The organism is Miltoncostaea marina (assembly GCF_018141525.1).
Taxonomy (GTDB): domain Bacteria; phylum Actinomycetota; class Thermoleophilia; order Miltoncostaeales; family Miltoncostaeaceae; genus Miltoncostaea; species Miltoncostaea marina.
In genome coordinates, this window is record NZ_CP064655.1 from 1,492,513 (window position 1) to 1,514,667 (window position 22,155).

General features: G+C 77.5%; 27 protein-coding genes, 2 tRNA genes and 1 pseudogene. 21 read left to right on the forward strand and 9 right to left on the reverse strand.

From position 1 onward, the window contains the following. The first annotated feature begins 96 nt into the window (after window positions 1–96). Window positions 97–1,599 carry a DUF11 domain-containing protein gene (locus ITJ85_RS07480; protein ID WP_217915732.1) on the forward strand — a complete coding sequence of 501 codons (1,503 nt, stop codon included), beginning with the start codon at window positions 97–99 and terminating at the stop codon, window positions 1,597–1,599. Here ITJ85_RS07480 and ITJ85_RS07485 read toward each other — a convergent pair. Further along, window positions 1,589–4,870, reverse strand: coding sequence for an ATP-binding protein (locus ITJ85_RS07485; RefSeq protein ID WP_217915733.1), 3,282 nt, complete (start codon window positions 4,868–4,870; stop codon window positions 1,589–1,591). The genes ITJ85_RS07480 and ITJ85_RS07485 overlap by 11 nt on opposite strands. A gap of 125 nt (window positions 4,871–4,995) precedes the next feature. On the opposite strand from ITJ85_RS07485, the gene ITJ85_RS07490 reads away from it, so the two are divergent. After that, window positions 4,996–6,081, forward strand: a complete 1,086-nt coding sequence (locus tag ITJ85_RS07490) for a class I SAM-dependent methyltransferase (protein WP_217915734.1) — start codon at window positions 4,996–4,998, stop codon at window positions 6,079–6,081. Window positions 6,082–6,122: 41 nt separating this feature from the next. Then, a complete protein-coding gene (locus ITJ85_RS07495) occupies window positions 6,123–6,479 on the forward strand; it encodes a hypothetical protein (RefSeq protein WP_217915735.1) in 357 nt (118 codons plus the stop codon). 7 nt (window positions 6,480–6,486) lie between these two features. On the opposite strand, the gene ITJ85_RS07500 is transcribed toward ITJ85_RS07495, so the two are convergent. Beyond that, window positions 6,487–7,701, reverse strand: coding sequence for an MFS transporter (locus tag ITJ85_RS07500; protein ID WP_217915736.1), 1,215 nt, complete (start codon window positions 7,699–7,701; stop codon window positions 6,487–6,489). A gap of 35 nt (window positions 7,702–7,736) precedes the next feature. Next, window positions 7,737–8,231, reverse strand: a complete 495-nt coding sequence (locus tag ITJ85_RS07505; RefSeq protein WP_217915737.1) for a YbbN family protein — start codon at window positions 8,229–8,231, stop codon at window positions 7,737–7,739. Between the two features lie 102 nt (window positions 8,232–8,333). Between ITJ85_RS07505 and ITJ85_RS07510 the strand changes: the two genes are divergently transcribed. The 4 genes from ITJ85_RS07510 (at window position 8,334) to ITJ85_RS07525 (ending at window position 10,258) form a co-directional block, all read left to right on the forward strand. After that, window positions 8,334–9,029, forward strand: a complete 696-nt coding sequence (locus ITJ85_RS07510) for a haloacid dehalogenase type II (protein WP_217915738.1) — start codon at window positions 8,334–8,336, stop codon at window positions 9,027–9,029. 10 nt (window positions 9,030–9,039) lie between these two features. Then, on the forward strand, window positions 9,040–9,471 hold the full coding sequence (locus tag ITJ85_RS07515; protein WP_217915739.1) for a DoxX family protein: 432 nt from the start codon (window positions 9,040–9,042) through the stop codon (window positions 9,469–9,471). Between the two features lie 131 nt (window positions 9,472–9,602). Beyond that, window positions 9,603–9,965: a hypothetical protein gene (locus ITJ85_RS07520; RefSeq protein WP_217915740.1), complete on the forward strand. Its 363-nt coding sequence runs from the start codon at window positions 9,603–9,605 to the stop codon at window positions 9,963–9,965. Window positions 9,966–10,084: 119 nt separating this feature from the next. After that, on the forward strand, window positions 10,085–10,258 hold the full coding sequence (locus tag ITJ85_RS07525) for a hypothetical protein (RefSeq protein ID WP_217915741.1): 174 nt from the start codon (window positions 10,085–10,087) through the stop codon (window positions 10,256–10,258). 1 nt (window position 10,259) lies between these two features. Here ITJ85_RS07525 and ITJ85_RS07530 read toward each other — a convergent pair whose 3' ends face one another. After that, window positions 10,260–10,652: an arsenate reductase ArsC gene (locus tag ITJ85_RS07530; RefSeq protein ID WP_217915742.1), complete on the reverse strand. Its 393-nt coding sequence runs from the start codon at window positions 10,650–10,652 to the stop codon at window positions 10,260–10,262. An 82-nt stretch (window positions 10,653–10,734) separates the two neighbouring features. On the opposite strand from ITJ85_RS07530, the gene ITJ85_RS07535 reads away from it, so the two are divergent. The 9 genes from ITJ85_RS07535 to ITJ85_RS07575 all read left to right on the forward strand — a co-directional run bounded on the left by ITJ85_RS07535 (window position 10,735) and on the right by ITJ85_RS07575 (window position 15,491). Then, on the forward strand, window positions 10,735–11,112 hold the full coding sequence (locus ITJ85_RS07535; protein ID WP_217915743.1) for an ArsR/SmtB family transcription factor: 378 nt from the start codon (window positions 10,735–10,737) through the stop codon (window positions 11,110–11,112). A gap of 10 nt (window positions 11,113–11,122) precedes the next feature. After that, the gene (arsM, locus tag ITJ85_RS07540) at window positions 11,123–11,938 is read left to right on the forward strand and encodes an arsenite methyltransferase (RefSeq protein WP_217915744.1); all 816 of its coding nucleotides are present in this window, start codon (window positions 11,123–11,125) and stop codon (window positions 11,936–11,938) included. Further along, complete coding sequence (locus tag ITJ85_RS07545) at window positions 11,935–12,735, forward strand: ABC transporter ATP-binding protein (RefSeq protein ID WP_217915745.1); 801 nt, start codon at window positions 11,935–11,937, stop codon at window positions 12,733–12,735. The genes arsM and ITJ85_RS07545 overlap by 4 nt, the downstream gene beginning before the upstream one ends. Beyond that, window positions 12,735–13,532, forward strand: a complete 798-nt coding sequence (locus tag ITJ85_RS07550; RefSeq protein WP_217915746.1) for an ABC transporter permease — start codon at window positions 12,735–12,737, stop codon at window positions 13,530–13,532. Before ITJ85_RS07545 ends, ITJ85_RS07550 begins: the two co-directional genes overlap by 1 nt. A gap of 501 nt (window positions 13,533–14,033) precedes the next feature. After that, the gene (locus ITJ85_RS07555) at window positions 14,034–14,210 is read left to right on the forward strand and encodes a hypothetical protein (RefSeq protein WP_217915747.1); all 177 of its coding nucleotides are present in this window, start codon (window positions 14,034–14,036) and stop codon (window positions 14,208–14,210) included. A 109-nt stretch (window positions 14,211–14,319) separates the two neighbouring features. Continuing rightward, window positions 14,320–14,601, forward strand: a complete 282-nt coding sequence (locus tag ITJ85_RS07560; RefSeq protein WP_217915748.1) for a hypothetical protein — start codon at window positions 14,320–14,322, stop codon at window positions 14,599–14,601. Beyond that, window positions 14,594–14,869 (forward strand): hypothetical protein, encoded by a 276-nt coding sequence (locus ITJ85_RS07565; protein ID WP_217915749.1) that lies wholly within the window; start codon window positions 14,594–14,596, stop codon window positions 14,867–14,869. The genes ITJ85_RS07560 and ITJ85_RS07565 overlap by 8 nt, the downstream gene beginning before the upstream one ends. Beyond that, window positions 14,866–15,159 (forward strand): hypothetical protein, encoded by a 294-nt coding sequence (locus ITJ85_RS07570; RefSeq protein WP_217915750.1) that lies wholly within the window; start codon window positions 14,866–14,868, stop codon window positions 15,157–15,159. Before ITJ85_RS07565 ends, ITJ85_RS07570 begins: the two co-directional genes overlap by 4 nt. A 125-nt stretch (window positions 15,160–15,284) precedes the next feature. Further along, a complete protein-coding gene (locus ITJ85_RS07575) occupies window positions 15,285–15,491 on the forward strand; it encodes a hypothetical protein (RefSeq protein ID WP_217915751.1) in 207 nt (68 codons plus the stop codon). On the opposite strand, the gene ITJ85_RS07580 is transcribed toward ITJ85_RS07575, so the two are convergent. Beyond that, a tRNA-Gly gene (locus tag ITJ85_RS07580) sits at window positions 15,482–15,553 on the reverse strand. The two genes, ITJ85_RS07575 and ITJ85_RS07580, sit on opposite strands and share 10 nt — an antisense overlap. A 175-nt stretch (window positions 15,554–15,728) precedes the next feature. Here ITJ85_RS07580 and ITJ85_RS07585 point away from each other — a divergent pair. From ITJ85_RS07585 to ITJ85_RS17160, 3 genes are all read left to right on the forward strand, one after another. Further along, complete coding sequence (locus ITJ85_RS07585; protein WP_217915752.1) at window positions 15,729–16,064, forward strand: hypothetical protein; 336 nt, start codon at window positions 15,729–15,731, stop codon at window positions 16,062–16,064. Between the two features lie 315 nt (window positions 16,065–16,379). Further along, window positions 16,380–16,946: a hypothetical protein gene (locus tag ITJ85_RS17155; protein ID WP_246496341.1), complete on the forward strand. Its 567-nt coding sequence runs from the start codon at window positions 16,380–16,382 to the stop codon at window positions 16,944–16,946. Window positions 16,947–17,238: 292 nt separating this feature from the next. Next, window positions 17,239–17,583: a hypothetical protein gene (locus tag ITJ85_RS17160; RefSeq protein ID WP_246496342.1), complete on the forward strand. Its 345-nt coding sequence runs from the start codon at window positions 17,239–17,241 to the stop codon at window positions 17,581–17,583. Here ITJ85_RS17160 and ITJ85_RS17615 read toward each other — a convergent pair. From ITJ85_RS17615 to ITJ85_RS07605, 4 genes and pseudogenes are all read right to left on the reverse strand, one after another. After that, window positions 17,568–18,440, reverse strand: a pseudogene (locus tag ITJ85_RS17615) (PQQ-dependent sugar dehydrogenase); the annotation flags it as partial. The gene ITJ85_RS17160 and the pseudogene ITJ85_RS17615 overlap by 16 nt on opposite strands. Window positions 18,441–18,686: 246 nt before the next feature. Next, window positions 18,687–19,535, reverse strand: coding sequence for a class I SAM-dependent methyltransferase (locus ITJ85_RS07595; RefSeq protein ID WP_217915753.1), 849 nt, complete (start codon window positions 19,533–19,535; stop codon window positions 18,687–18,689). Then, window positions 19,532–20,164, reverse strand: coding sequence for a VOC family protein (locus tag ITJ85_RS07600; RefSeq protein ID WP_217915754.1), 633 nt, complete (start codon window positions 20,162–20,164; stop codon window positions 19,532–19,534). The genes ITJ85_RS07595 and ITJ85_RS07600 overlap by 4 nt, the downstream gene beginning before the upstream one ends. A 129-nt stretch (window positions 20,165–20,293) precedes the next feature. Then, a tRNA-Arg gene (locus ITJ85_RS07605) sits at window positions 20,294–20,366 on the reverse strand. Between the two features lie 83 nt (window positions 20,367–20,449). Between ITJ85_RS07605 and ITJ85_RS07610 the strand changes: the two genes are divergently transcribed. Then, the gene (locus ITJ85_RS07610) at window positions 20,450–21,022 is read left to right on the forward strand and encodes a metallophosphoesterase family protein (protein WP_217915755.1); all 573 of its coding nucleotides are present in this window, start codon (window positions 20,450–20,452) and stop codon (window positions 21,020–21,022) included. A gap of 10 nt (window positions 21,023–21,032) precedes the next feature. Next, window positions 21,033–22,064, forward strand: a complete 1,032-nt coding sequence (gene rnz / locus ITJ85_RS07615; RefSeq protein WP_217915756.1) for a ribonuclease Z — start codon at window positions 21,033–21,035, stop codon at window positions 22,062–22,064. The last annotated feature ends 91 nt before the right edge of the window (window positions 22,065–22,155 follow it).

A 22,155-nucleotide genomic window follows, 5' to 3' on the forward strand; every position in this document is an offset into this window, starting at 1 on the left:
ACCGCAGCGTTCCTGTACCGTGATCGCACTATATTTACGTGACGGTGATGTGACGCAACCCTCAAGGGGCGCCCGCGCGGGTCGATCCACCGGGCCATGACCGCCTCCATCCCGCGCCGCCGCCTCATGGCCGCCTCCAGCCCGCGCCGCCGCCTCATGGCCGCCGCCGCCCTCGTGCTCGTCGCCGTCGCCTGCCTGCCGGCGATGGCCGCCGCCGCCCAGCCGGGCACCGTCCGCCTGCTCGGCATCGACCGCTACGACGCCGTGACCGTCACCACGCCGGCCGGCGCCCGCGTCACCACCGTCCCCGGCCGCCTGACCCTGCGCGTGAGCGCGACGGGCGGCGGCAGCCTCGAGACCGGGGCCTTCTGCGCGGACATCCACCACCCGATCGGCACCGGCACCGACTACGCCGTCTCGCTGCGCACCGCCGCCGACGACCCGGCGCTGGCGACGCCGCGCGCCCTCGAGGCCGCCTGGCTCGCCGGGCGGGCCGAGGCGCTGATCGCCGCCGCCCCGCCGGCCGCCCGGGCGCTCGAGTCCGGCGCCCTCCAGATCGCGGTCTGGCAGCTGACCGGCCAGGCCCGCGAGACGTCGCCCACGGGCGACGCCGCGCTCGACGCCCGCGCCGCGGCCATCCGCGCCCTGGCCGCCGGGCGGGCGCCCGGCGGGGCCGTCGCGATCACGGCCGCCACCCCGCGCGGCTGCGCCGGCGGCACGGTCGCCCTCGCCCTGACCGGCGTGCCGGGCAGCAGCGCGTCGCTCTCCGCGACGGGCGGCGCCACCGTGACCCCGCTCCGGGTGCGCTTCGACGCCCAGGGGCGCGCCTCGGCGAGCGTCGCCTCGGGCGCCCCCGGCGCGGTCACCGTCACCGCCCGCGCGGAGGACGCCGGCACGCTCGTGCGCGCCGCCCGGGCGAGCGCCGCCGCCTCCACGCCCCAGCAGACCGTCTTCCTCGCGCCGGTCGCGGCCGGCGCGGCCTCGGTGGCCGTGACCTTCGGCGACTGCCCGCTGGCGCCGTTCGACGGCGGCGGCGGGCAGTCGGGGCCGGCGGGGCGGCCCGGCCCGGACGCGCCCCCGTCGCCCTCCGCGTCCGCCCCCCGCGAGGAGACGAGCGCGACGACCGGCGACGGCCCGCTCCGCCCGTCCGGCGCCCCCGCCGCGCCGGCCCGGCCGGCAGACCGGTCCGCCCGGCGCCCGGGCGCCGGGCGGACGCCGGCCCGCGCGCTGCGCGTGGCCAAGTCGGCTCCGCGGCGCGTCCGCGCGGGCGCCGTCCTGCGCTACGTCGTCCGGGTGGCCAACCGCGGCCGGGCGGCGCTGCGCGCGGTCGAGGTGGCCGACCGGCTGCCCGCCGGCATGTCGCTGGCGGCGATGCCGCGGGGCGCGTCCCTGCGCGCCGGCCGCGTGGTCTGGACGCTGCCCGTCCTGCGGCCCGGCGCGACGCGCGTGCTGCGCCTGGCCGCGCGCATCGACCGCGACGCCGCCGGGCGGCTCTGCAACCGGGTCGTCGCCGGGGCCGCGGGCGTCCCGGCCGCCACGGCGACGGCGTGCACGTCCGTGCGGTCCGTCCGGCGCTCCACGGCGGCCGTCACGGCGTGAGCGCGGCGCGCGCCCGCCCCAGGCGCGCGCGGCTCATGGCGGCCGCCCGCGTGGCGCCGATCCGCTCGGCCTCGCGGACCGCCGCCTCCAGGTGCGCGGCGGCCGCGGCCGGGTCGCCCGCGGTCAGGGCGAGCAGCCCCAGGTGGTGGTCGAGCGGGCCGTAGCAGAGCGCCGCCCGCCCCACGACGGGCACGAGCCCCGCGTGGGGGGCCAGGATCTCGCGCAGGCGGGCCGCCCGGGCCGCGTCGCCGACGGCCGCGACCGCCTCGGCGAGCTCCGCCGCCGCGTGCCAGTTGGCGTCCAGGCGCACGGCCGCGAAGTCGTCCGCCGCGATCGCCGCGACGGTGGCGCGTGCCGACTCGGTGCGGCCCGCGGCCGCGTCGATCGAGGCGAGCCAGGCGCGCCAGGCCCAGGCCGCCGGGGAGCCGGAGGCGGCGTGGTCCTCCACGAAGGCGCGGTCGATGCGGTCGAGCTCGCCGCGCTGGATGAGGCACTCGGCGCGCTGGATCGCGACGAACAGGGCGGCGTTGCGATCGTCGGCCCTGCGGCCCAGCGCGAGCGCCTCGCGGCCGTGGGCCTCGGCGCGCTCGGGGTCGCCCGCCATCAGCGCCAGGCACCCGCGCCACAGGTGCGGCCACCAGCGGTGGTGGGGCAGGCCGAGGCGCCCGGCGAGCGCCTCGTGGCGCGCGACCTCCTCCCGCATCTCGTCGGCGCGGCCCAGCTCGAGCAGGTCCAGCACCCGCCATGAGCGCGCCTGCAGGACCACCTCGTCGTCGCCGGCGCGCTCGGCGGCGGCGACCATCTCGTCGGCCGTCGCCAGGCGCTCCGCGGCATGGTCGATGTCCCAGATCGCCACCCGGCGGGCGTTGAGCGCGGCGGCGAGCGCGCCGGGGTCGCGGCTCGCCCGGGCCAGCTCGACCGCCTCCAGCGACAGCGCGTCCGCGCCGCGCCGGTCCGCGTAGTAGCGCTCGATCGCCAGGCGCGACAGCAGGCGCGCGCGGATGCACACGTCGGCTCCGCCCACGGCGGCGAGCGCACGCTCCAGGCCGGCGGCGACCGCCTCGTCGCACGGCGCGATCGTCACCCCGATGCCCCCGGCTCCGATGGCGGCCCGGGCCTGGAGCGGCGCGTCGCCGGCGGCCGCGGCCAGCGCGCCCGCGCGGGCGAAGGCGTCCCGCGCGGCGGCCCCGGAGCCCGCCCGGGTCAGCGCGTCGCCGAGGTCGGCGAGCAGGCCGGCCTCGCGCCGGTCGCCGGGCGGGAGGGCGTCGAGGGCGTGCCGCAGGTGCGTGGCCGCCTCGGCGTCGTCGAGCAGGGCGGCGGCGCGCGCGGCGGCGAGCGCGGACCATCGCACCACCTCCTCCGGGTCGCCGTCGGGCTGGGCCGCGCGGAAGTGGCGCGCCGCGTCGGCGGCGTGCGGCGCCGGGTCGCGCCCGGCCCGCCGCGCGATCTCGCGGCCGAGCGCCAGGTGGCGCCGGCGCCGGCGCACCGCGGGCAGCCGGGCGGCCACGGCCTCCGCCACGAGCGCGTGCGCCACCGCGACGTGCCCCGGCGCCCCCCGGTCCTCCACGAGCAGGCCGGCGGCGAGCGCGCGCTCCACGGCGTCGAGCGCCGCCTCGCCGTGGACGCCCTCGAGCAGCCCAACGGCGACCTCCCCGCCGGCCAGCGCGGCCGTGGTGAGCACGTCGGCGGCGGCCGCGCCGAGGCGGTCGACCCGGCGGGCGATCACCTCGGCCACCCCCTCGGGGAGGGCGCCGCCGCCGCCCTCGGCCAGGTGGCGGGCCAGCTCGCCCAGGAAGAGCGGGTTGCCGCCCGTGCGCGCCACCAGCTCGGCGGCCGCGCCCGCCCGGGGCCCGGCCAGCGCCGCGGCCTCGTCGGGCCCGAGGCCCTCGAGGCGGATCGTCACGACGGGCTGCTCGCGGCGCAGGTCCGCGAGCGCGGCCGCCAGCGGGTGGCCGCGGCCCAGCTCGGTGTCGCGGTAGGTGCCGGCGACCATCACCCGCGCGCCGCCGGCGGTGCGGCCGATGTGGCGCAGCAGGCGGAGGGTCGCCACGTCAGCCCAGTGCAGGTCGTCCAGCACCAGCAGCGCGGGCCGGCGGCGGGCGAGCGCCTCGATCAGGCCGCGGACCGCCTCGAACGCCAGCCAGCGGCCGGTCGCCACGTCGCCGGCCCCGGGGGCGTCATCGCCCGCCCCGAGGGCGGGCAGCACCCGCGCCAGCGCCCCCCGCCGCGGGCCGGCCAGCTGGTCGCGCTCGGGCGCCGGCAACGCGGCGAGGTGCCGCTCGAGCGCCTCCACGAAGGGCTGGTGGGGCACGAGCAGGTCCTCGTCGCAGCGGCCGTAGAGCACGTGGGCCCCGGCGGCGTGCACGCCCGCCGCGAACGCCGCGACGAGGCTGGTCTTGCCGATGCCCGGCTCGCCGGTCACCAGCATGACGCGCAGGGCGCCGCGGCGGGCGTCGCGCCAGGCGGCGCCCAGCCGCGCGAGCGGCCCCGCGCGGCCCACGAAGCCGCCGCGCGGGGCCAGCGGCCCGGGCAGCGGCGGCTGGGCGCCGCCCTCGGGCGGCCCGGGGGCCGCCGGCCGGCCCCCGCGGACCTCGGCGAGCAGCTCGCGCGACTCGGCCGACGGCACGACGCCCAGGTCGCGCCCCAGGCGCTCCCGCAGCGCCTCGAACGCCGCCACCGCCCCGGCCCGGTCCCCGGCGCGGGCCAGGCGCGCGATGAGCGCCCGGGCCGCGATCTCGTCGTGGGGCTCGTCGGCGACCAGCCGGCGCGACCAGGCGATCGCCGCGGCCAGGTCGCCGCGCGCCTCCGCGGCGCCGGCCGCGGCCGCGAGCAGGCGCGCCACCTCGCCCCGGTGCGCCCGGCGCAGCTCGTCGGCCCACTCCTCGTCGAGCCCGGCCAGGAGGGGGCCGCGTGCGAGCGCGAGGGCCGCCTCGTGGTCGCCGGCGGCCGCGTGGGCCCGCATCCGGACGAGGTCGACGTCGACGAGCGCCGCGTCGCCGGCGAGGCCGAGGGCGTCCCGGCCGCCGACCAGGTAGCGGTCGTCCCCGAGCGCGCCGCGCAGCGCCCAGGCCGCCTGGCGCAGGCTCTTGCGGGCGCCCTCCTCGCCGACGTCGGGCCGCAGCCGCCCGGCGAGCGCGCCGCGCGCGTGGGGGCCGGGGTGCACGGCCAGCCAGCCGAGCAGCCCGCGCGCCCGCGCCCCCGCCGCCGCCAGGTCCACGGGGCGGCCGTCGACGTCGGCCTCGAGGCGGCCGAGGACCGCGATGCGCAGCACGGGGTCAGCGTATGCGCCCGCGCGACGCGGCCGCGACCCCCGCGAGACGCCCGGCGGGACGCTGCCGAGACGCGCGGCCAGGAGCCTCCTCCCCACACCGCATCGCACACAGGAGGACAGGGACAGTGGCCACGATCGCACCCACCCACAGCTCCGAGGCGCTCGCCGAGCGGCTCTTCGGCGCGCTCGTCGCCTCGATGGAGCTCGCCTGCGTCCACGTCGGCCACCGGGCGGGCCTCTACGCCGCGCTCGACGCCGGCCCGGCCACGAGCGCCGAGCTCGCCCGGCGCGCGGGCGCCGACGAGCGCTACGTGCGCGAGTGGCTCGAGCAGCAGGCCGTGGCCGGCGTGATCGAGGCCGACGGCGGCGACGACCCCGCGGCGCGGCGGTACGCGCTGCCCGCCGGCCACCGCGAGGCGCTGCTCGAGCGCGACAGCCTGCGCTACGCCGGCGCGATGGCGCAGCTCGGCGTCGGCGTGCTGGCGCCGATCGACCGGCTGGTCGAGGCGTTCCGTACCGGCGAGGGCGTCCCGTACGCCGACTACGGCGCCGACACCCGCGACGGCATCGCCGCCTTCAACCGGCCGATGTTCGTCAACCAGCTCGCCCAGGAGTGGATCCCCGCGATCCCCGACGTGCAGGAGCGCCTCACGGCGGGCGCGGCCCCGCGGGTGGCGGACGTCGCCTGCGGCGGGGGCTGGTCGAGCGTCGCGCTGGCCGCCGGGTACCCGCGGGTGCGCGTCGACGGCTTCGACAGCGACGCGCCGTCGGTCGACGCCGCCCGGCGGCTGGCCGACGCGCGCGGGGTGGCCGACCGGGTGCGCTTCTTCGTGCAGGACGCGAGCGACGACGGCATCGGCGGCGAGTACGACCTCGTGACGATCTTCGAGGCCCTGCACGACATGGCCCACCCGGTGGAGGCCCTGCGCACCGCGCGCGGCCTGCTCGCCCCCGGGGGCGCCGTGCTCGTGGCCGACGAGCGGGTGGCGGAGTCGTTCGGCGCCCCCGGTGACGAGATCGAGCGGCTCAACTACGGATTCAGCGTGCTCCACTGCCTGGCGGTCGGGCGCGAGGACGACCACGCGGCCTGCACGGGCACCGTCATCCGGCCCCACGTGGTCGAGGGCTACGCGCGCGAGGCCGGCTTCGGCACGGTCGAGGTCGCGCCGGTCGAGCACGACTTCTGGCGCTTCTACGTCCTGCGGCCGTAGGCCGGGCGGCGGCGTCCGGGCGCGCGTGGGATCATGCGCCCGTGACGCCGCCGACCCCGCAGGAGCCCTCCGCCGCCGTCGAGGACGCGTGGTGGCGCGACGAGGGTCGCGAGGGGCTCGAGCAACTCCTGTACTGGGTCTGGGACCCGATCGGCGTCAGCAGCGCCTACCCCGACGCGCGCGACGAGTACGCCACGTACGCCGCCCGGCTGGAGCCGCTGCTGCGCGCCGGCGCGGGCGCCGACGAGGTCGAGCGCAGCCTCCGGGAGGCCGAGGAGCGGGACATCGAGGCGTCGGCCGGCGACGCCCGGCGGCGCGACGCCGCCGAGCGGGTGGTCGACTGGTACGGCGCGGCCGCGATCCGGCTGGCCGCGGAGGAGCGCGCCGGCTGGCGATGAGGCCGACTCAGCCGGCCGTGCGCGCCTGCGCCCGCTCGACGGTGTCCGCGGCGGCGCCCTGGCGGCCCGACAGGGCAAGGAACGGCACGGCGAGGATCGCGATGGCGGCGCCGATGACGTACGAGGGCCCGTAGCCCCAGACGTCGGCGGAGCGGCCGAGCACCGGCTGGGCCCAGACGCCGCCGCCCGAGCTCATCATGGAGTCGAACGAGAGCACGGTCGCCCGCTGGCGCGAGGGGATGAGGCCGTTGATGTAGGCCTGGCGGATCGGCGTCGAGGCGGCGAACAGCAGCCCCCACACGACGATGAGGGCCACGACCGCCCAGAGCACCTCCACGAGGCCGATCGCCGCCAGGGTGACCGCGCCGAGCGCCGTCGCGGCCATGAGCGCCGAGGTGCGGCGGCGGAACACGCGGCGGATCGGCGACGCGGCCAGCCCGCCGAGGATCTGCGCGCCCGCGACGATCGCCGCCACCAGGCCGGCGATCTGGTACGCGTCGGGGTCGCCGTAGAGCTCCAGCAGGTAGGGCTGGAGGGCGTAGAAGGCGTAGATCCCGACGCCGCCGGTGACGAGCGACTGGACCATGAGCCACTTGACCGCCGGCACGCGCCAGCCGTGGTCGAGCGACGCCGCGGCGATGCGCCGCATCTCGGCGAGCGGCCGCCCCCGCCGCTCCGGGGTGAAGCCGATGTCGTGCATCAGGCGGAAGGCCACCGCGAACATCACCAGCAGCACCAGCCCGCGGATGACGAAGGGCACGCCGAGGCTGGTGTGCTGGGCGATGAACCCGCCGGCGACCGAGCCGGCGAGCATCGCCACCCCGCCGACCACCTGGCCGCGGCCGAACACCGACTCCATCCGGCCGGTGAAGCCGGTGGCGACGAGGGCGTCGACCAGCCACGCCTCGACGGCGCCGGAGAAGAAGGTGAACCCCAGGCCGAGCAGCGCCGAGGCGACGGCCCACTGCCAGAACGGCGCCTCGATGCGCCAGAGCAGCACGTAGAGCAGCGTGGAGGCCGCGAGCGTCGTCGTGCCGAGCAGGTAGGACGCGCGGCGCCCGATGGTGTCGGCGACCACGCCGGTCGGCACCTCGAACAGCACCATCCCCGCCGTGAAGAAGGCGTTGGCCGCGAAGGCCTCCAGGTTCGACAGCCCGGCGTCGAGCAGGAAGATCGTGTTGATCCCCCAGATCAGCGACGCCGCGAGCGTGTTGCCGAGCATCAGCAGCAGGTAGGTCCGCTGGACGGCGCGCGCGGTCAGGGGGCGTGGCCCTCCCCGCCGAGGCCCGCGCGGGCCCGCTTGGCGTGGCGCTGGGCGGCGATGCGGCCGGCGAGCGCGTCGAGGGCCGCCGCCTCGGCGGCGGTGGGGCCGTCCTCGATCGGCCGCTCCGCCGGCCCCAGCAGCGAGGCGATCCAGCGGTCGATGAGCGCGGCCGGGCCGCCGCCCGGGCGGCTCGCGACCACCTCGCCGTCCACCAACAGGGCGAGCGCCGGCACCGACGAGCGGCTCACGTGGATGCCGCGCGGCCACAGCAGCCGCTCGCGCTCGCGCCAGTCCTCCGGCGAGGCGAACTCGCCGATCGCCACCACCAGGCCGGGGCGGGCGCGGCGCAGCTCGGCGAGGGAGGCGGGCAGCAGCATGCAGGCGCCGCAGCCCGGGATGGTCAGCGCCAGCAGGCCGGCGTGCGCCCGGGCGACGGCCGCCAGCGCGTCGGCGACCGGGGCGGGGGCGGGGTGCGCGACGGCGGGCATGCCGCGATGCAAGCAGACCGCGGCGCCAGCGTCAGCGGGCGGCCCGCCGGCGGGCCGAGCCCGGCTGGCCGCCCGCGCCCCGGCCGGGGTACGCTCGCGGCGATGGGCGAGTGGCCGCACCCGGCGACGGGCGGAGGGCGGGCCGTCGTCGTGCTCGACGTCAACGAGACCCTGTCCGACATGGCGCCGCTCGGCCGGCGCTTCGCGGACCTCGGTCTCGACCCCGCGCTCGCGCGGGCCTGGTTCGCCGGGGTGCTGCGCGACGGCTTCGCGCTCACGGCGGCCGGCGGCGACGCGCGCTTCGCGGCGATCGCCGAGGCGGAGCTGCGGCGCCTGCTGGACGCCGCAGCTCCGGGGCACGACGCCGGCGCGGCGGTCGCGCACGTGCTCGGCGGGTTCGCCACCCTCGGCGTGCACCCGGATGTGCCGGGCGGCATCGCGGCCCTCGCCGACGCGGGGCACCGGGTCGTCACCCTCTCCAACGGGGCCGCCGCCGTCGCCGAGCGGCTGCTGGCCGAGGCCGGCGTGCGCGACCGGGTGGAGGCCTGCCTGTCGGTCGAGGCGGCCGGCGCCTGGAAGCCCGCCCGCGCGGCATACCTGCACGCGGCCCGGGCCTGCGGCGTCGCGCCGGGCGACATGACGATGGTCGCCGTGCACCCGTGGGACATCGACGGCGCCGTGCGCGCCGGGCTGCGCACCGTCTGGATCAGCCGCGACGGGGCGGCGTACCCGCCGCACTTCCGTCCACCCGGTCGCACGGCGCGCGGGCTCGACGCCCTTGCCCCGCTCGAGTCGTAGCCGCCGCGCGGTGCGCCGGCTGCTCGCGTGGCTCGCCGACCCCGGGCCGCCGCTGTGGGGGACGCTCGTGGCGCGGGTCGCGCTCGCGGCCGTGTTCGTTGCGGCGGGCCTCGGGAAGTTCGCGAACCACGGGACGTACACCGAGCGGTTCGAGCGCTGGGGCTTCGGCGCCGCGGCCGGCGAGGTGGCGCTCCTCGTGGGCGTCGTGGAGGTCGTGTGCGGCCTCATGCTGCTGCTCGGCCTCGCGCCGCGCGCGGCCGCGCTCACGCTCATCGGCGACATGGCGGGCGCGATCGCCACGGCCGGCAGGATCGACGGCGGCCAGGACGTGTGGCTGCCGTCGATCCTGCTCGTCGTGCTCGCCGTGGTCGTCGCCAGGGGGGGCGGGCGCTGGGCCGTGCGCCCGCCGGTCCGGCTGCGCGCGGGAGCAGACCCCCCCTGAGCGACGGGCACGCCCGGCGTCCGGCGACCGGCATCGCTTGACGAGCCGTTGACGCGGGCGCCGCCGGTTGTGAGGCCCCGTTGAGCCGCCCCCGGGCACGCTGGGACGGTCGCCGTGAGAAAGGGGGCTCCATGACCTCATCCGCGCGGTCGGCGCGCGCGTCGCTGAAGTCGTTCCTCGTGCGGACGGGCGTCGCCGTGGGGTGGGCCGGCGTCGCCCTGGCCGCCTGGCTGTGCGCCGAGATCGTCGCCGGGCCGGCGCCGCTGCGCGCGCCGTGGGGCGAGATCGAGGCCACCATGCCGGCGGCGCTCGCCGTGTTCGTGGCCCTCGCCGCGCTCGGGGCCGCGTTCGCGCGGCGCAGCCCGGTCTCGGCGATGGCGCCCTTCTACGTCACCGGCAGCGTGGGGTTCGCCTTCGTGGGCGCCGCCTGGCTGCTGCCCGGCCTGCTGCTGCTGGTGGCCTCCTTCGCGATCATGGCCGGCCTGGACGCCTGACGGCCCCGGGCCCGGGTCCTGCGGCGTTCCCGCTCCCCGGGGACGGGATCACGCGGATGCGGGCCGCGCGCCCGCCTGCGAGGCTCCGTGCACGGCGAAGCGAGGTCAGGAGGCCGGCGATGCCGGAGCCGCAGGACACCCAGGGGACGACCAGCGCCACGTGCGCCGCGTGCGGCGCGGTCGCCGCGCCCGCGCCGGAGGCCGCCGAGCCGATCACGCACTGCGAGTGGTGCGGCGCCGAGTACCCCGTGCCGGCCGACGCGCCCGCCGGGCAGGGGGACGACGCCGGCTAGCTCAGCGCTCCAGCTGCTCCAGCAGGGCGGCCACGCGGCGGGCGATCTCGTCCCGCGTGGCGCGCACCGCCGCGATCGGCCGCCCGTGCGGGTCGTCCAGCTCCCAGTCGATGTAGCGCCTGCCCGGGATGTAGGGGCAGGCGTCGCCGCAGCCCATGGTCACGACCACGTCGGCCCACCGCGCGTGCTCCTCGGTGAGCCGCTGCGGCACCTGCGCCGAGAGGTCGATGCCCAGCTCCGCCATCACCTCGACGACCTCGGGGTGGACGCGGTCGGCGGGCGTCGTGCCGGCCGAGCGCGCCGCGTGGCGGTCGCCGGCGGCCCGTGCGAAGAGCGCGCGGCTCATCTGCGAGCGGCCGGCGTTCTGGCGGCAGACGAACAGGACGTTGGCCATGGCGCGGCGGGCTCCCGTGATCGGTGTCCCCGACGACGCTACTCCATTGACGTCCATCGTCTCAATCGATAAGAGTAGATCGATGGCGGTCGATCTCCAGCTCACGCCGAAGACGAAGCGCCCGGCCGGCCAGCCGTGCTGTGAGCCGCTGGCCTATCCGGACATCGACCGCGCGCGCGCCGAGCGCCTCGCCCGGCTGGCGAAGGCCCTCGGCGACCCTGTCCGCATGCAGCTGGTCGATGTGCTGCGCAGGCACGCGGGCAGGGTGTGCGTCTGCGAGCTGACGCCGCTCTTCGAGGTGGGCCAGTCGACCGTCTCGCACCACCTCAAGGTGCTGCGCGAGGCCGGGCTGGTCGACTCGGAGCGCCGCGGCTTGTGGGCCTACTACTACGTCGTGCCCGAGGCGCTCGGGGAGCTGGCCGGCTGGGCGTGCGGCCCGGCCGGCGGTGACGACGGATGAGGAGGATGCGATGAGCGCGACCGGCGATGTGCGCGACGAGGTCCGCGCCCGCTACGCCGCGGCGGCGCGGCGGGCGGCGTCCGGGGGCGGCTGCGACGAGGGCGCCTGCTGCGGCGATCCGGCGGAGGCGGCGTTCGGCGGCGCGCTGTACGGCGCGGACGAGCGCGACGCCCTTCCCGGGGCGGCGGTGCTGGCGAGCCTCGGCTGCGGGAACCCGACGGCGGTGGCGGAGCTGCGCGAGGGCGAGACGGTCCTCGACCTGGGATCGGGCGGCGGCATCGACGTGCTGCTCTCGGCGCGCCGCGTCGGTCCCGCGGGCCGGGTCTACGGCCTCGACATGACCGAGGAGATGCTCGCGCTGGCGCGGCGCGCCGCGGCCGACGCGGGCGCGGCGAACATCGTGTTCCTGAAGGGGCACATCGAGCAGATCCCGCTGCCCGCCGAGACGGTCGACGTGGTGATCTCGAACTGCGTCGTCAACCTGTCGCCCGACAAGCCCGCCGTGCTGGCCGAGGCGTTCCGTGTGCTGCGGCCCGGCGGGCGCGTCGGCATCGCGGACGTGGTCGCCGAGGACGGGCTGTCCGCGGCCGAGCGGGTCCGGCGCGGCTCGTGGGCGGGCTGCATCGCGGGCGCCCTGGGCAGGGGGGAGTACGAGCGGCTGCTGGCCGCGTCGGGCTTCGAGGCGGCGTCGGTGGAGTTCACCCACGCGGTCGCCGACGGCCTGCACGGCGCGATCGTGCGCGCCCGCAAGCCGGCCGCGGCGCCCTCGGTCCTCGCGGGCGCCGGCGCCGCGCCCGGGGGCGCCGGGGAGGGGTGCTGCGCGTGACGGCCGACGCCGCGCTCGCCCCGGGGGCCGACGGCGCCCCGGCGGCCCACCCGGCCACCGGGGCCGCGGCCCCGCCGGCGCTGGAGGTCGTCGGCCTCGAGAAGACCTACGACGACGGCACGGCCGCCCTGCGGGGGCTCGACCTGCGGGTGCCCGCCGGCGCCTTCTACGGGCTGCTGGGCCCGAACGGCTCGGGCAAGAGCACGCTGATCGGCATGATCACCGGGCTGGTGCGTGCCCCGGCGGGGCGCATCGCCGTCTTCGGCCGCGACGCGGTGGCCGACGCCCGGCGGGCCCGCCTGCGGGTGGGGCTCGCGCCGCAGGAGGTGCACCTCGATCGCTTCCTGACCGTGCGTCAGGTGCTGAGCTACCACGGGCGCTACTTCGGCATGGCCGCCGCGGAGGCCGACGCCCGAGCCGACGAGCTGCTCGCGGCGTTCGACCTCGCGTCGAAGGCCGGCGCGCGCCCCAACCGGCTGTCCGGCGGAATGCGCCGGCGCCTGCTGATCGCGCGGGCCCTCATGCACCGGCCCTCGCTGGCGATCCTCGACGAGCCGACGGCCGGGGTCGATCTCGAGCTGCGCCACGAGCTGTGGCGCTACCTGCGCCGGCTGCAGCGCGACGAGGGCACGACCGTGCTGCTCACGACCCACTACCTCGAGGAGGCCGAGGCGCTCTGCGAGCGCATCGCGTTCATCCGCGCCGGGCGCATCATCGCCGAGGGCACCGCGGACGAGCTGCGCGAGCGGTTCGGCGGCAGCCGCCTGGAGGACGCCTACGTGGCGGCGATGCGCTGATGGCGGGCCCGGCGCACGAGCCCGACCTGCGCACGCTGTCGATCCGTGGGACCCTCGCCCTCTCCGGCCGCGAGACCCTGCGCGTCCTGCGGCTGTGGAGCCAGACGCTGATGCCCCCCGTCGTGACGGCGGTGCTGTTCCTCGCGATCTTCGGGGGCGCGCTCGGCGACCGCCTGCGGCAGGTCGAGGGCCTGTCCTACCTGGCGTTCATCCTGCCGGGGCTGCTCGTGATGACGGTCGCCGGCCAGGCGTTCGCGAACGCCTCGACCAGCCTCTTCCAGGCGAAGAACGAGGGCTACCTCGACGACATCCTCTCCAGCCCGCTGCGCCCGGCCGAGATCGCGCTCAGCTACATGGCCGGCGGGCTCGTGCGGGGCTGGCTCGCCGCGGCGGCCGTCGCGGCGGTCGCCCTGCCGTTCGCCGACGCCGGGGTGCACCGGCCCGCCGTCGCCGTCCTCACCCTGGCGCTGACGGGCGTGATCTTCAGCGCGCTCGGCGTGATCACGGGCCTGTCGGCCGACAGCTTCGACCACCTCTCGTTCGTCGCCAACCTCGTGATCGCGCCGCTCGCGCTGGTGGGCGGCGTCTTCTACTCGGTCGAGCGGCTGTCCGAGCCGTGGGCGACCCTCACCCGCATCGACCCGATCTACTACCTGGTGGACGCCACCCGGTCGGGTCTCGCCGGGGCGCAGGAGACCACGATCGCCGCCTCCCTGCCCGTGGCGGCGGCGGCCGCAGCGCTCGCCACGCTGGCCGCGATCGTCCTCCTCGCACGGGGGTGGCGCCTGAAGCCCTGAGCGGTGCACGCCTGGCCGGCCCGGCGTGCACCGGGGGGCTGCGGCCGCCGGCGCGGAGCTCGACGAGCGCGGCTTCGCGCGATGAGGAGAACCGGCGGGCCGCCTGGAAGGCAACGCCAGCCGTAGACCTGCGCCGTGGCGGTGTCGTCGTGAAGTGGGCTCGGCACCCCGACGAGTTCAGGAGCCGCCGCTCGGCACGGGGCCTGGCCGACGACGCCTGCGCCGCGTCGAACTCGCTCGCCCATCTCGATCTGCGCTACGCCATGCGCCTGGTGAACGTCGGCACGGTCGCCTACATGGCGGCCAACATCGCCTCCGCCACCAGCGGAGTGGTCACGGCCGGCCACTCTCCCGTTGGCGAGTCCCGCTCGCCGGCGTTCTCACCGGCCGGTCGCTGGGCCGACGTGCGCGACGCCTACCTGCGCCGGCTGCACACCCACGGCTCTGCGGCGCTCACGGCGTTGCTCGAGGGCGCCCCTCTCGGCCCCTTCGCCGCGACGCGTGGCGGCCACACGGCCTCGCGCACCGCATCTTCGCCCGCTCCCAGCCCTCGCCGAGCGCCGCACTCTCGACCCGTTCCTCGGCGCCTGCCGTGCCGCTCGCGAGGCCGACTCGCTCGTGCCCGCGTTCGAGCTCGGCTCCGAGGAGGACTTCCTCACCGCCGACGTCGCCGCCTGAACAGCTGGGCGTCCGAGCAATGCGCCACCCTGGATGAGGACTAGGCCCCAAGGAGGCTCACATGGATGGTTTCTCACCCTCTGGCAGCTCTGCCCACTTGGCCACCGCGGTGACCATCTCGACCACCGGCACCGTGGTGGCGGCAGCGGCAATCTCGGGCACCTCTGCGGTCGTCGCCGGGACCGTCACGACTCACGCCTGGCTTGAGCAGATCCCCGGCTTCGTTGGCGCGGCGGCTGGGGCAGTCGCTGAGGACGCCGTCTGGAACATGGCTGATCGCATCTTTCCGCTCGAGCCGGTGCCCGCCTCTGTGTTCACCGTCGCCCTCGGCGCAGCCGCTTGGCACGGCATCAAGAAGCGCCGCTCCGACGAGGGCCAGCCCGGTGGATGACGACCTGGAGAGCCTGCTCGCAGGGCTGCCCGACGACGTGAAGCGCAACCTGCCGGCGGCGTCCAAGGTGGAGCTCGCCGAAGCAGTGCGCCGCCTGCGCGACCGCGTCGCCGGCCACTCGATCCCCGACGAAGCGGTGCTCGCCTTCGGCGAGGCGATGGCCGCCTTCCTCAACATCGGCTGGCGGGCGGGCGCAGTAGACGCCGCGGCTCAGGCGATCGACCAGGGCGTCGACGTGCGGGTCCAAGACCTCGAGGGGCCCCCATGAGCGGCGTCGCTCACCTTCCCGTGATGGAGCTCTCCGGCCACGCGACGCTCACCTTCACCGCCACGGCCGACCTCACCGTCGTAGAGGCGGTCGCCGCGGCCGTCGAGCAGCTGCCGCGCCAGGAGTGGCCCGCACTCGCCAGCCTCGCCGAGGAGCTCGGCAAGACCCTCGTCACGACCGCAGCCACCTACGCGCTCGACATCACCGACCCCGGCTACCAGCTGATGGTCGTCCTCGTCACCTGGATGCTTCTGCGGCTCGCGGCGAAGATGGCCCGACCGGCAGCCTGATGCCGGACCTCGGGTCGGCCGCCGAGCGTGACGAGGCTCTCGTCATCACCGCCCAATAGACTCGCCGGATCGGGCTGACACTCGAGCGGGACGAGGCGCTGGGGATCGCTGTGATCACGACGGCTGTGGCGACCGTCGAGCCGCTGCCGCCCGACGCGCAGCTGACGCTCACCAATCTCGCTGAGGACCTGGTGGGCGAGCTCATCGAGGTGGCCACAGCGGGTGCGCTCGACCTCAGCGATGCCGGCGGCCAGCTGCAGGCGGCGCTCGTCGTCGCCGTGCTGATCCGGCTCGTCTGCTCGCGCACCACTCGCCGGCTGCCAGCGACGTAGACCCACGGAGTCGAACCTCCGTCAACGGCTTGGAAGGCCGCCGCTCCGCCGTTGAGCCCCGCTCGACCTTCTGCATGGCGAGCAGACGCTCTACGGCCCGTGGTACCGGAAGCGCCTGAGCCGAAGTAGCTCGCTTCGTAGAGCGTCGGCTTCCCAAGCCGAAGGGTCTGCGGCTGACCACCAGCTCGACAAGCTGGTGGTCGCGTCGCGGCCGCTTTGGGCCATACGCTCGCCCTCGTGGCCTGGCGCATCGCCCTCATCGTCGGCGCGGTGGTGGCGATCGCCTGCGCCAGCCTCGCGCTCTACGCCGACGCTCGGCCATCTGAGCGCCGCTGCAAGGAGACGCGCCCACTGCGGCCCGGCGAGGCCGGCTACGTCGACGCCACGACCCCCGGCGCAGATCCCGAGATTGCGGAGCTTCGCAACGAGCTCGCCGGCGTCTGCGTTGGCTACGACGATGCCCTGCTGCCCATCCTGCGGTCGGGCACGACGGCATGGTGGTGGTTCGCCTCGGCGGCCGTCGCCGTGTTGACGCTCGCCTCGATTCCGCTTCTGCGCCGAGCCCGACCCTGAGCGACCACCGGCCGACGCTACTTTCGCCGCAGCGCCGTCTCACGCATCGGCGGCAACAACGTCCGCAGCTCGGCGCGTTCCCACGTCGCCAAGCCCACACGCGGACCCCGTGCCCACGCACCGGCCACGGCCGAGGGCCTCGACCAGCTCGCCGCCGACGCCGGACCCTGACGGGGGCGTACCGTGGCGGCGTCCGGGGAACAGGTGCTCTGCCGGCGACCGAGCGGGAGCTGCACCGATGAGCGACCTCGTGACCACCGCGTGTCCGGACCGGGCGACAGCTGAGGAGGCCCTCGCCGGGACGGGCGGGCCGTCATGACCGCGCGCGTCGGCCAGGACGTCCTCGACCTCCTCAGCGAGCTGCGCGTCCTCGAGCGGGAGGGCGCCCGCCAGTACGCCGCCCTCGCCGACGAGGCGCCGGCGTGGATGCGCCCCAAGCTGCTCGAGTACGCCGAGCAGGCCCGCCGGGGCGCGCTCGTCATCGAGACGGCGATGGAGCGACTCGGTGGCGACCCGGCGTACGTGTCGCCCGCCGCGGAGGCGGTGGCGCGGCTGTCCGCCGAGACGGCCGTGCTGGCCGCGGGCGCGCCGGTGCACCCCCCGATGAACCGCCTGCTGTGGCTGCTCGGCCACGAGGACCGCGACCTGATCACCTGGCAGGTGATCGACGCGCTCGGCCACCGCGAGGGCGGCGAGGCGGGCGAGGTGCTCCGGACCGCCGCGGGCGCGGTGCTGACCCAGGAGACGGCCGGCGCGCGCGGGGCCGACCGCAACGTCGAGCGCCGGGAGTGGCTGCGCCACATCGTCCGGCGCGTGCTCGCGGCCGAGTACGGGCTCCCCGACCCGGCGAGCCGCGAGGGCAGGCGCATCGGCCGCCGCTGAGCGGCGCCCGCCCGCTCCGCCCCGCGCGCGACGCGCGCGGGGCGGAGCGGGGGCGGGGTCAGCGGGGCGGCCCCGGGTACCGGAAGGCCATGATCGAGCCGGGGTCCTCGAGCTCGGCCGTCGGCGTGCCCGCCTCGTCGGCGGCGAGCCCCGAGCTGTCGGTGGCGATGTGGATCGTCCCGCCGTCCGGCGCGATCGCGGTGTCGCGGAGCCGGTTGACGCTCGACCACAGCGGCGGCTGGCCCGTCGACGGCCGTGCCGGCGCGGCCGCGCAGCGGCAGCCGGGAAGAGCGTGCCGGTCTTCAGGGGGATCGGCAGCGAGTCGCGCCAGCCCCGGATGCGCCGCTGGGTGTACGCGTCGATGCTCGACGGCGCGATCGTCGGGTGGCAGATGAAGAACAGCCCGGAGGGCGCGCAGGTCGGGCTCCGGAAGTCGAAGTCCGGCGGCACGGTGGAGAAGGTGCGCAGCGGCGGCACGAGGTCCGGCGCGCCGAACGCCGACTCCGCGACCTGGGGCACGTCGGGCGGGATCTCGAAGGCGCTGGAGACCTCGGGCGAGCAGTCGGGCTTCGCCGACCGGTTCCCGTACACGCAGGCGCCGTCGTCCTGGTGGCCCGCGATGTCCGGCCAGCCGTAGTTGCCGCCGGGCAGCAGCAGGTTGAGCTCGTCGTCGCGCTTCGGCCCCTGCTCCGAGGAGCGCAGGCGCCCGCCGGGCCCGAACACGATGCCCCGCGCGTTGCGGTGGCCGGAGGTGTCGACGTGGCTGCGCACGCCGCCGACGACCGGGTTGTCGCGCGGGTTCGAGCCGTCGCGGTCCAGGCGCAGGGTCGTGCCCCTGTACGCGGTCCAGTCGCGGGCCCGCACCTCGGCCGCCGTCGGCAGGCGCTGGGCCTCGTTCAGCCGGCAGGCGTTGAGGTCCTGGTTGTTCCCGCGGTCGCCGATCGTGTGGTGGAGCCTGCGGTCGGGCCCGAGGATCAGCCGCCCGGAGTCGTGGTCGTCGCTCGCCAGCAGGTTCTCGATCAGGACGCGCGGCCTGACCAGCGTGCCGCTGCGCCGGTCGTGGGTGTAGCGGGCGATCCGCTGCCGGCGGTCGAGCGTCGCCGGGTCCGGGTCGTCGTCGTGGGGGAGGAGAGGTCGACGTGCAGCCGGTGCCCGGCGCGTCCCGTCGCCGGGCCCGGGTCGAGCGCCATGCCCAGCAGGCCGTCCTGCTCGGTCGGCGTGGTCAGCACGTCGGGGAGGGTCAGCACGGTGCGCTTCGCGCCGCTCGAGGGATCCACGCCCGTGACACGGGCGGGCGGTCCGCTCGCTGGTCCAGATCATCCCGTCGGGCCCGAAGGTGATCTCGAGCGGGTCGGAGAGGCCCGTCGCGAGCACGCGCTCGGAGAGGTCGGCGACGGACGCCGGCGGTGGCCCCTGGGCCGCGGCCGGTACGGCCGCCGCGAGTGCCGGTGTGATCGCGAGCACGCTGACGCGCGCCGGCATCGAGATCCTCATGACGACCCCCGGCTCCGGCGCAGGACGCCGCGGGGGAGGATGGAGGAGGACGCGAGGGCGCCGTCACCGGCGTCTGCTCGCGCCTGTGGTCCCCGCGAGCACGACGACCCCCCGCAGGCGCGGGAGCCGTGTCAAGCGGGCCGGCCCGCCGGCCCGGGGCGTCCCCCGATCCCGCCCGCGGTGCGCGCCCCGGTCCCCCGGCCGGGGTGTCGGCCGATCGGGGACGCGTCGGCGCGGGGTGGGCCCCTACGCGGCGTCCCCCCGTCCGAGGCCGGTTCCGGGCCGGCGGGCGATCGCGTAGAGCTTGCAGTAGTCGTAGGCGAACCCGTCGGGGCCGGCCGCGTCGTGCAGCGCCCGCTCGATGCGCCGGTCCAGCTCGCTGAAGCCGCCCGGCGGGTTGCCGAGCAGGTGGGCGGCGACGGCGCGCGTGCGGGCCATGAACGCGTCCGGGTCGGTGTGCCGCCGCCGCCGCTCCATCCAGACGTCGAGGGGCTCGAGGCCGGCGGCGCGCAGGTCGGCCGCGATCTCGTCGACGTCCCGCTGGTTGGCGGCGAACCAGCCGGTCCAGTCCGCCGGCGCGCCGACCCGCTCGAGCAGCTCGCGCCAGGCGTCCTCGCCGCCGCGGCCCGCCGTCAGGACGCCCATCACCCCACCCGGCCGCAGGGCGCGGGCCATCCGGGCCACGGCCCCGGGCGTGTCGGGGAACCAGTGCAGCGCCATGGCGCACAGCACCGCGTCGAAGCCGCCGTCGGGGACGCCCATCGCCATGACGTCCTCGTGGCGCAGCTCGACGCGGACGTCCGGGAACTCGCTCCCCAGCTTGGCGGCGAACCGCTCGAGCATCCCCTCCGAGGCGTCCACGCCGACGATCTCCTCGACGGGGAACCGCCGCACCATGGCCGCCGAGGTCCAGCCGGTCCCGCAGCCGACGTCCAGCACCCGCCGGTGGTCGCCGTCCGGCAGCGACATGACCAGCCGGTCGGAGCCGGCGATGTTGTGCCGCACGGCCTCGTCGTAGGTGACGGCGCCCTCCGTGAACCCCTGCGGCGCGGTGGCGCCGCCGGCCGCCGACGTCGTGCGCCCCCGGCCGCTCACCGGAGCGCGATCTCGCCGTCGGAGGTCGCGATGCCGCAGGCGTGGATGCCGGGGCCGGTGCCGGGCGCGTACCGCACGGGCAGGCCGTGGTCGGGCCCGAGCCAGCCCTCGAGCACGGGCTGGTGGTCGCCGACCTCCACCCAGGTGAAGCCGGTCGGCGCGCACGCGTGGCCGGCGGCGGCGTAGCGCTCGGCCTGGATCCGATGGCGCCGCTCCGGCTCCTCGATGAGCTCGAGGAAGAAGGGCAGCGGGTACTGCGGCATGCCGGCGCTGCGGAAGGTGAGGGTGTCGCTGTCCGCGTTCCTCGCCTGGCCGACCCGGATGGGCAGCCCCCGCCGGGCCGCCGTGTCGTCGAGGTCGCGGACCCCGAGGCACCACCACAGCACCCGGTCCTCGCCCCGCAGCGTGGCCTCGAGCCAGCGGCCGTCGTCCTTCGAGGTGTCCTCGATGCCGAGCAGCTCCAGGAAGCACTCGGGGCCGAGCGGCACGATGCGGTTGCTGGTGCCGCCGAGGTGCATGCTGCCGGGGACCGATCCGAGGCCGTGCTCCTCGCGCAGGCGCTCGGACGCCGCGTCGATGTCGACCACGCCGAGGATGACGTGGTCGATGACGAACCCCTCGTCGCTCATGTCGCGCTCCCTCCCGGCCGGCTGGCAGAACCCGGCGAGGCCCGCCGGCGCCCGGCCGGAGGCCTGCCGTCGGCGCCGGCGGGGCGGGCCGGGCGGCGGGCGCCCGCGCGTCGGCGGGTCCTCGGCAAGCACGCGCGGCAGGATTCGAACCTGCGACCTCTGGCTCCGGAGGCCAGCGCTCTATCCACTGAGCTACGCGCGCTCGGCCGACAGGTTAGCTGTCTGCGGCGCCGAAGTCGCATCGGATCGCGCGACGGCGGCCCGCCGGCCGGGCAATCTCCCCGCATGGCGCGGGTCGCCCTCATCTCGGACACCCACATGCCGCGGCGGGGGAGGGCCCTGCCGCCGGCCTGCCTCGAGCGCCTGCGGGCGGCCGACCTGATCGTGCACGCGGGCGACTGGTCGGACATGGCGGCGGTCGAGCTGGTGCGCGCGGTGGGGCCGCCGGTGGTCGGCGTGCGCGGCAACGTGGAGGACGCCGCGGTGCGCGCGGCGCTGCCCGAGACCGCCGAGGTCGAGCTCGCGCCGGGGGTGCGGCTGGGGGTGGTGCACGACGCCGGCCCCGAGGCGGGGCGGCTCGCGCGCCTGCGCCGGCGCTTCCCGGGGGCGGCGGCGGTCGTGTTCGGGCACTCGCACATCCCGCTGTGGGAGGTCGCCGCCGACGGCTTCGCGATCGTCAACCCCGGGAGCCCCACCGACCGCCGCCGCCAGCCGCGCTGCACGATGGCCGAGCTGGAGGCCGGGCCGGCCGCCGGCGGCGGGGGCGCCGCGCCGCGGGTGCGCTTCCTCGCGGTGGACGCGCCGGCCGGGCCGCTGGCGGACGGGCTCGTGCGCGGGCGGCGCCCCGCGCGGGGGTAGGTTTCGGGCCGTGGACCTCTCCGTGACGTTCATCGGCACGGCGGCCTCCGTGCCGACCGCGGCGCGCGGCGTGGCCGCGACGCTGGTCGCCCGCGGGGGCGAGCGCTGGCTCGTGGACTGCGGCGAGGGCACCCAGCGGCAGCTGCTGCGCGCGGGGATCGGCCTGGTCGACGTCGATCTGATCCTGCTCACCCACATGCACGCCGACCACGTGCTGGGCCTGCCCGGGCTGCTCAAGACGTACGGCCTGCGGGGGCGCGACCGCCCGCTGCACCTGGTGGGGCCGGCCGGGCTCGACCGGCTGATGGAGGTGCTGCGGCCGGTGGTCGGGCGGCTGCCCTTCGACGTGGTGCTGGAGGAGATCGAGCGGGGCGACAGCGACCCCGCCTGGGAGGGGGACGGCTACCGGATCGACCCGGTGCCGACCCGTCACTCGGTGGCCTCGCTCGGCTACGCGCTCGTGGAGGCGGAGCGGCCGGGCTCGTTCGACGTGGCCGCGGCGACGGCGCTCGGGGTGGCGCCGGGCCCGGACTTCGGCGTGCTGCAGCGCGGCGGCGAGGTGACCGCCGCCGGGGGCCGCACCGTGCGGCCGGCCGACGTGCTGGGGCCGCCCCGGGCGGGACGGACCGTGGTGATCACGGGCGACACGGAGCCGTGCGACGCCGTGCTGGAGGCCTCGCGCGGCGCGGCCCTGCTCGTGCACGAGGCGACGTTCCTCCACGCCGACCGCGACCGGGCGCGGGAGACGCGCCACACGACCGCCCGCGAGGCCGCCGAGCTGGCCCGCGAGGCCGACGTGGCCCTGCTGGCGCTGACCCACCTGTCGAGCCGGTACGCGCCGCGCGACCTGCGCGCCGAGGCCACCGCCGCCTTCGCGCGCACGGTCGTGCCGCGCGACTTCGACGCGGTCGAGGTGCCGCTGCCCGAGCGCGGCCCGCCGGTGCTGCACCCGGCCCGCGACCGCGCGCGGCCGCCCGCGCCCGAGGCGCAGGTCGCGGCGGCCCCGGCGGGGGGTGCCGAGGAGGCCGTCGAGGGCACCTGATACGGTGCACGAGGTCCACCCTTTAACCCGGTCCGAGAGGCCGAGAAGGAGCGACGATGAACTCACGCTGCGCCCGCGCCCCGTTCGCTGA

Coding starts and splice junctions, on each gene's coding strand:
- ITJ85_RS17155 (WP_246496341.1), top strand. CDS start 16,380: ATGACCGCGCGCGTCGGCCAGGACGTCCTCGACCTCCTCAGCGAGCTG.
- ITJ85_RS07520 (WP_217915740.1), top strand. CDS start 9,603: ATGACCTCATCCGCGCGGTCGGCGCGCGCGTCGCTGAAGTCGTTCCTC.
- ITJ85_RS07505 (WP_217915737.1), bottom strand. CDS start 8,231: ATGCCCGCCGTCGCGCACCCCGCCCCCGCCCCGGTCGCCGACGCGCTG.
- ITJ85_RS07570 (WP_217915750.1), top strand. CDS start 14,866: ATGAGCGGCGTCGCTCACCTTCCCGTGATGGAGCTCTCCGGCCACGCG.
- arsM (WP_217915744.1), top strand. CDS start 11,123: ATGAGCGCGACCGGCGATGTGCGCGACGAGGTCCGCGCCCGCTACGCC.
- ITJ85_RS07510 (WP_217915738.1), top strand. CDS start 8,334: ATGGGCGAGTGGCCGCACCCGGCGACGGGCGGAGGGCGGGCCGTCGTC.
- ITJ85_RS07525 (WP_217915741.1), top strand. CDS start 10,085: ATGCCGGAGCCGCAGGACACCCAGGGGACGACCAGCGCCACGTGCGCC.
- ITJ85_RS07550 (WP_217915746.1), top strand. CDS start 12,735: ATGGCGGGCCCGGCGCACGAGCCCGACCTGCGCACGCTGTCGATCCGT.
- ITJ85_RS07500 (WP_217915736.1), bottom strand. CDS start 7,701: ATGCTCGGCAACACGCTCGCGGCGTCGCTGATCTGGGGGATCAACACG.
- ITJ85_RS07535 (WP_217915743.1), top strand. CDS start 10,735: ATGGCGGTCGATCTCCAGCTCACGCCGAAGACGAAGCGCCCGGCCGGC.
- ITJ85_RS07530 (WP_217915742.1), bottom strand. CDS start 10,652: ATGGCCAACGTCCTGTTCGTCTGCCGCCAGAACGCCGGCCGCTCGCAG.
- ITJ85_RS07610 (WP_217915755.1), top strand. CDS start 20,450: ATGGCGCGGGTCGCCCTCATCTCGGACACCCACATGCCGCGGCGGGGG.
- ITJ85_RS07600 (WP_217915754.1), bottom strand. CDS start 20,164: ATGAGCGACGAGGGGTTCGTCATCGACCACGTCATCCTCGGCGTGGTC.
- ITJ85_RS07480 (WP_217915732.1), top strand. CDS start 97: ATGACCGCCTCCATCCCGCGCCGCCGCCTCATGGCCGCCTCCAGCCCG.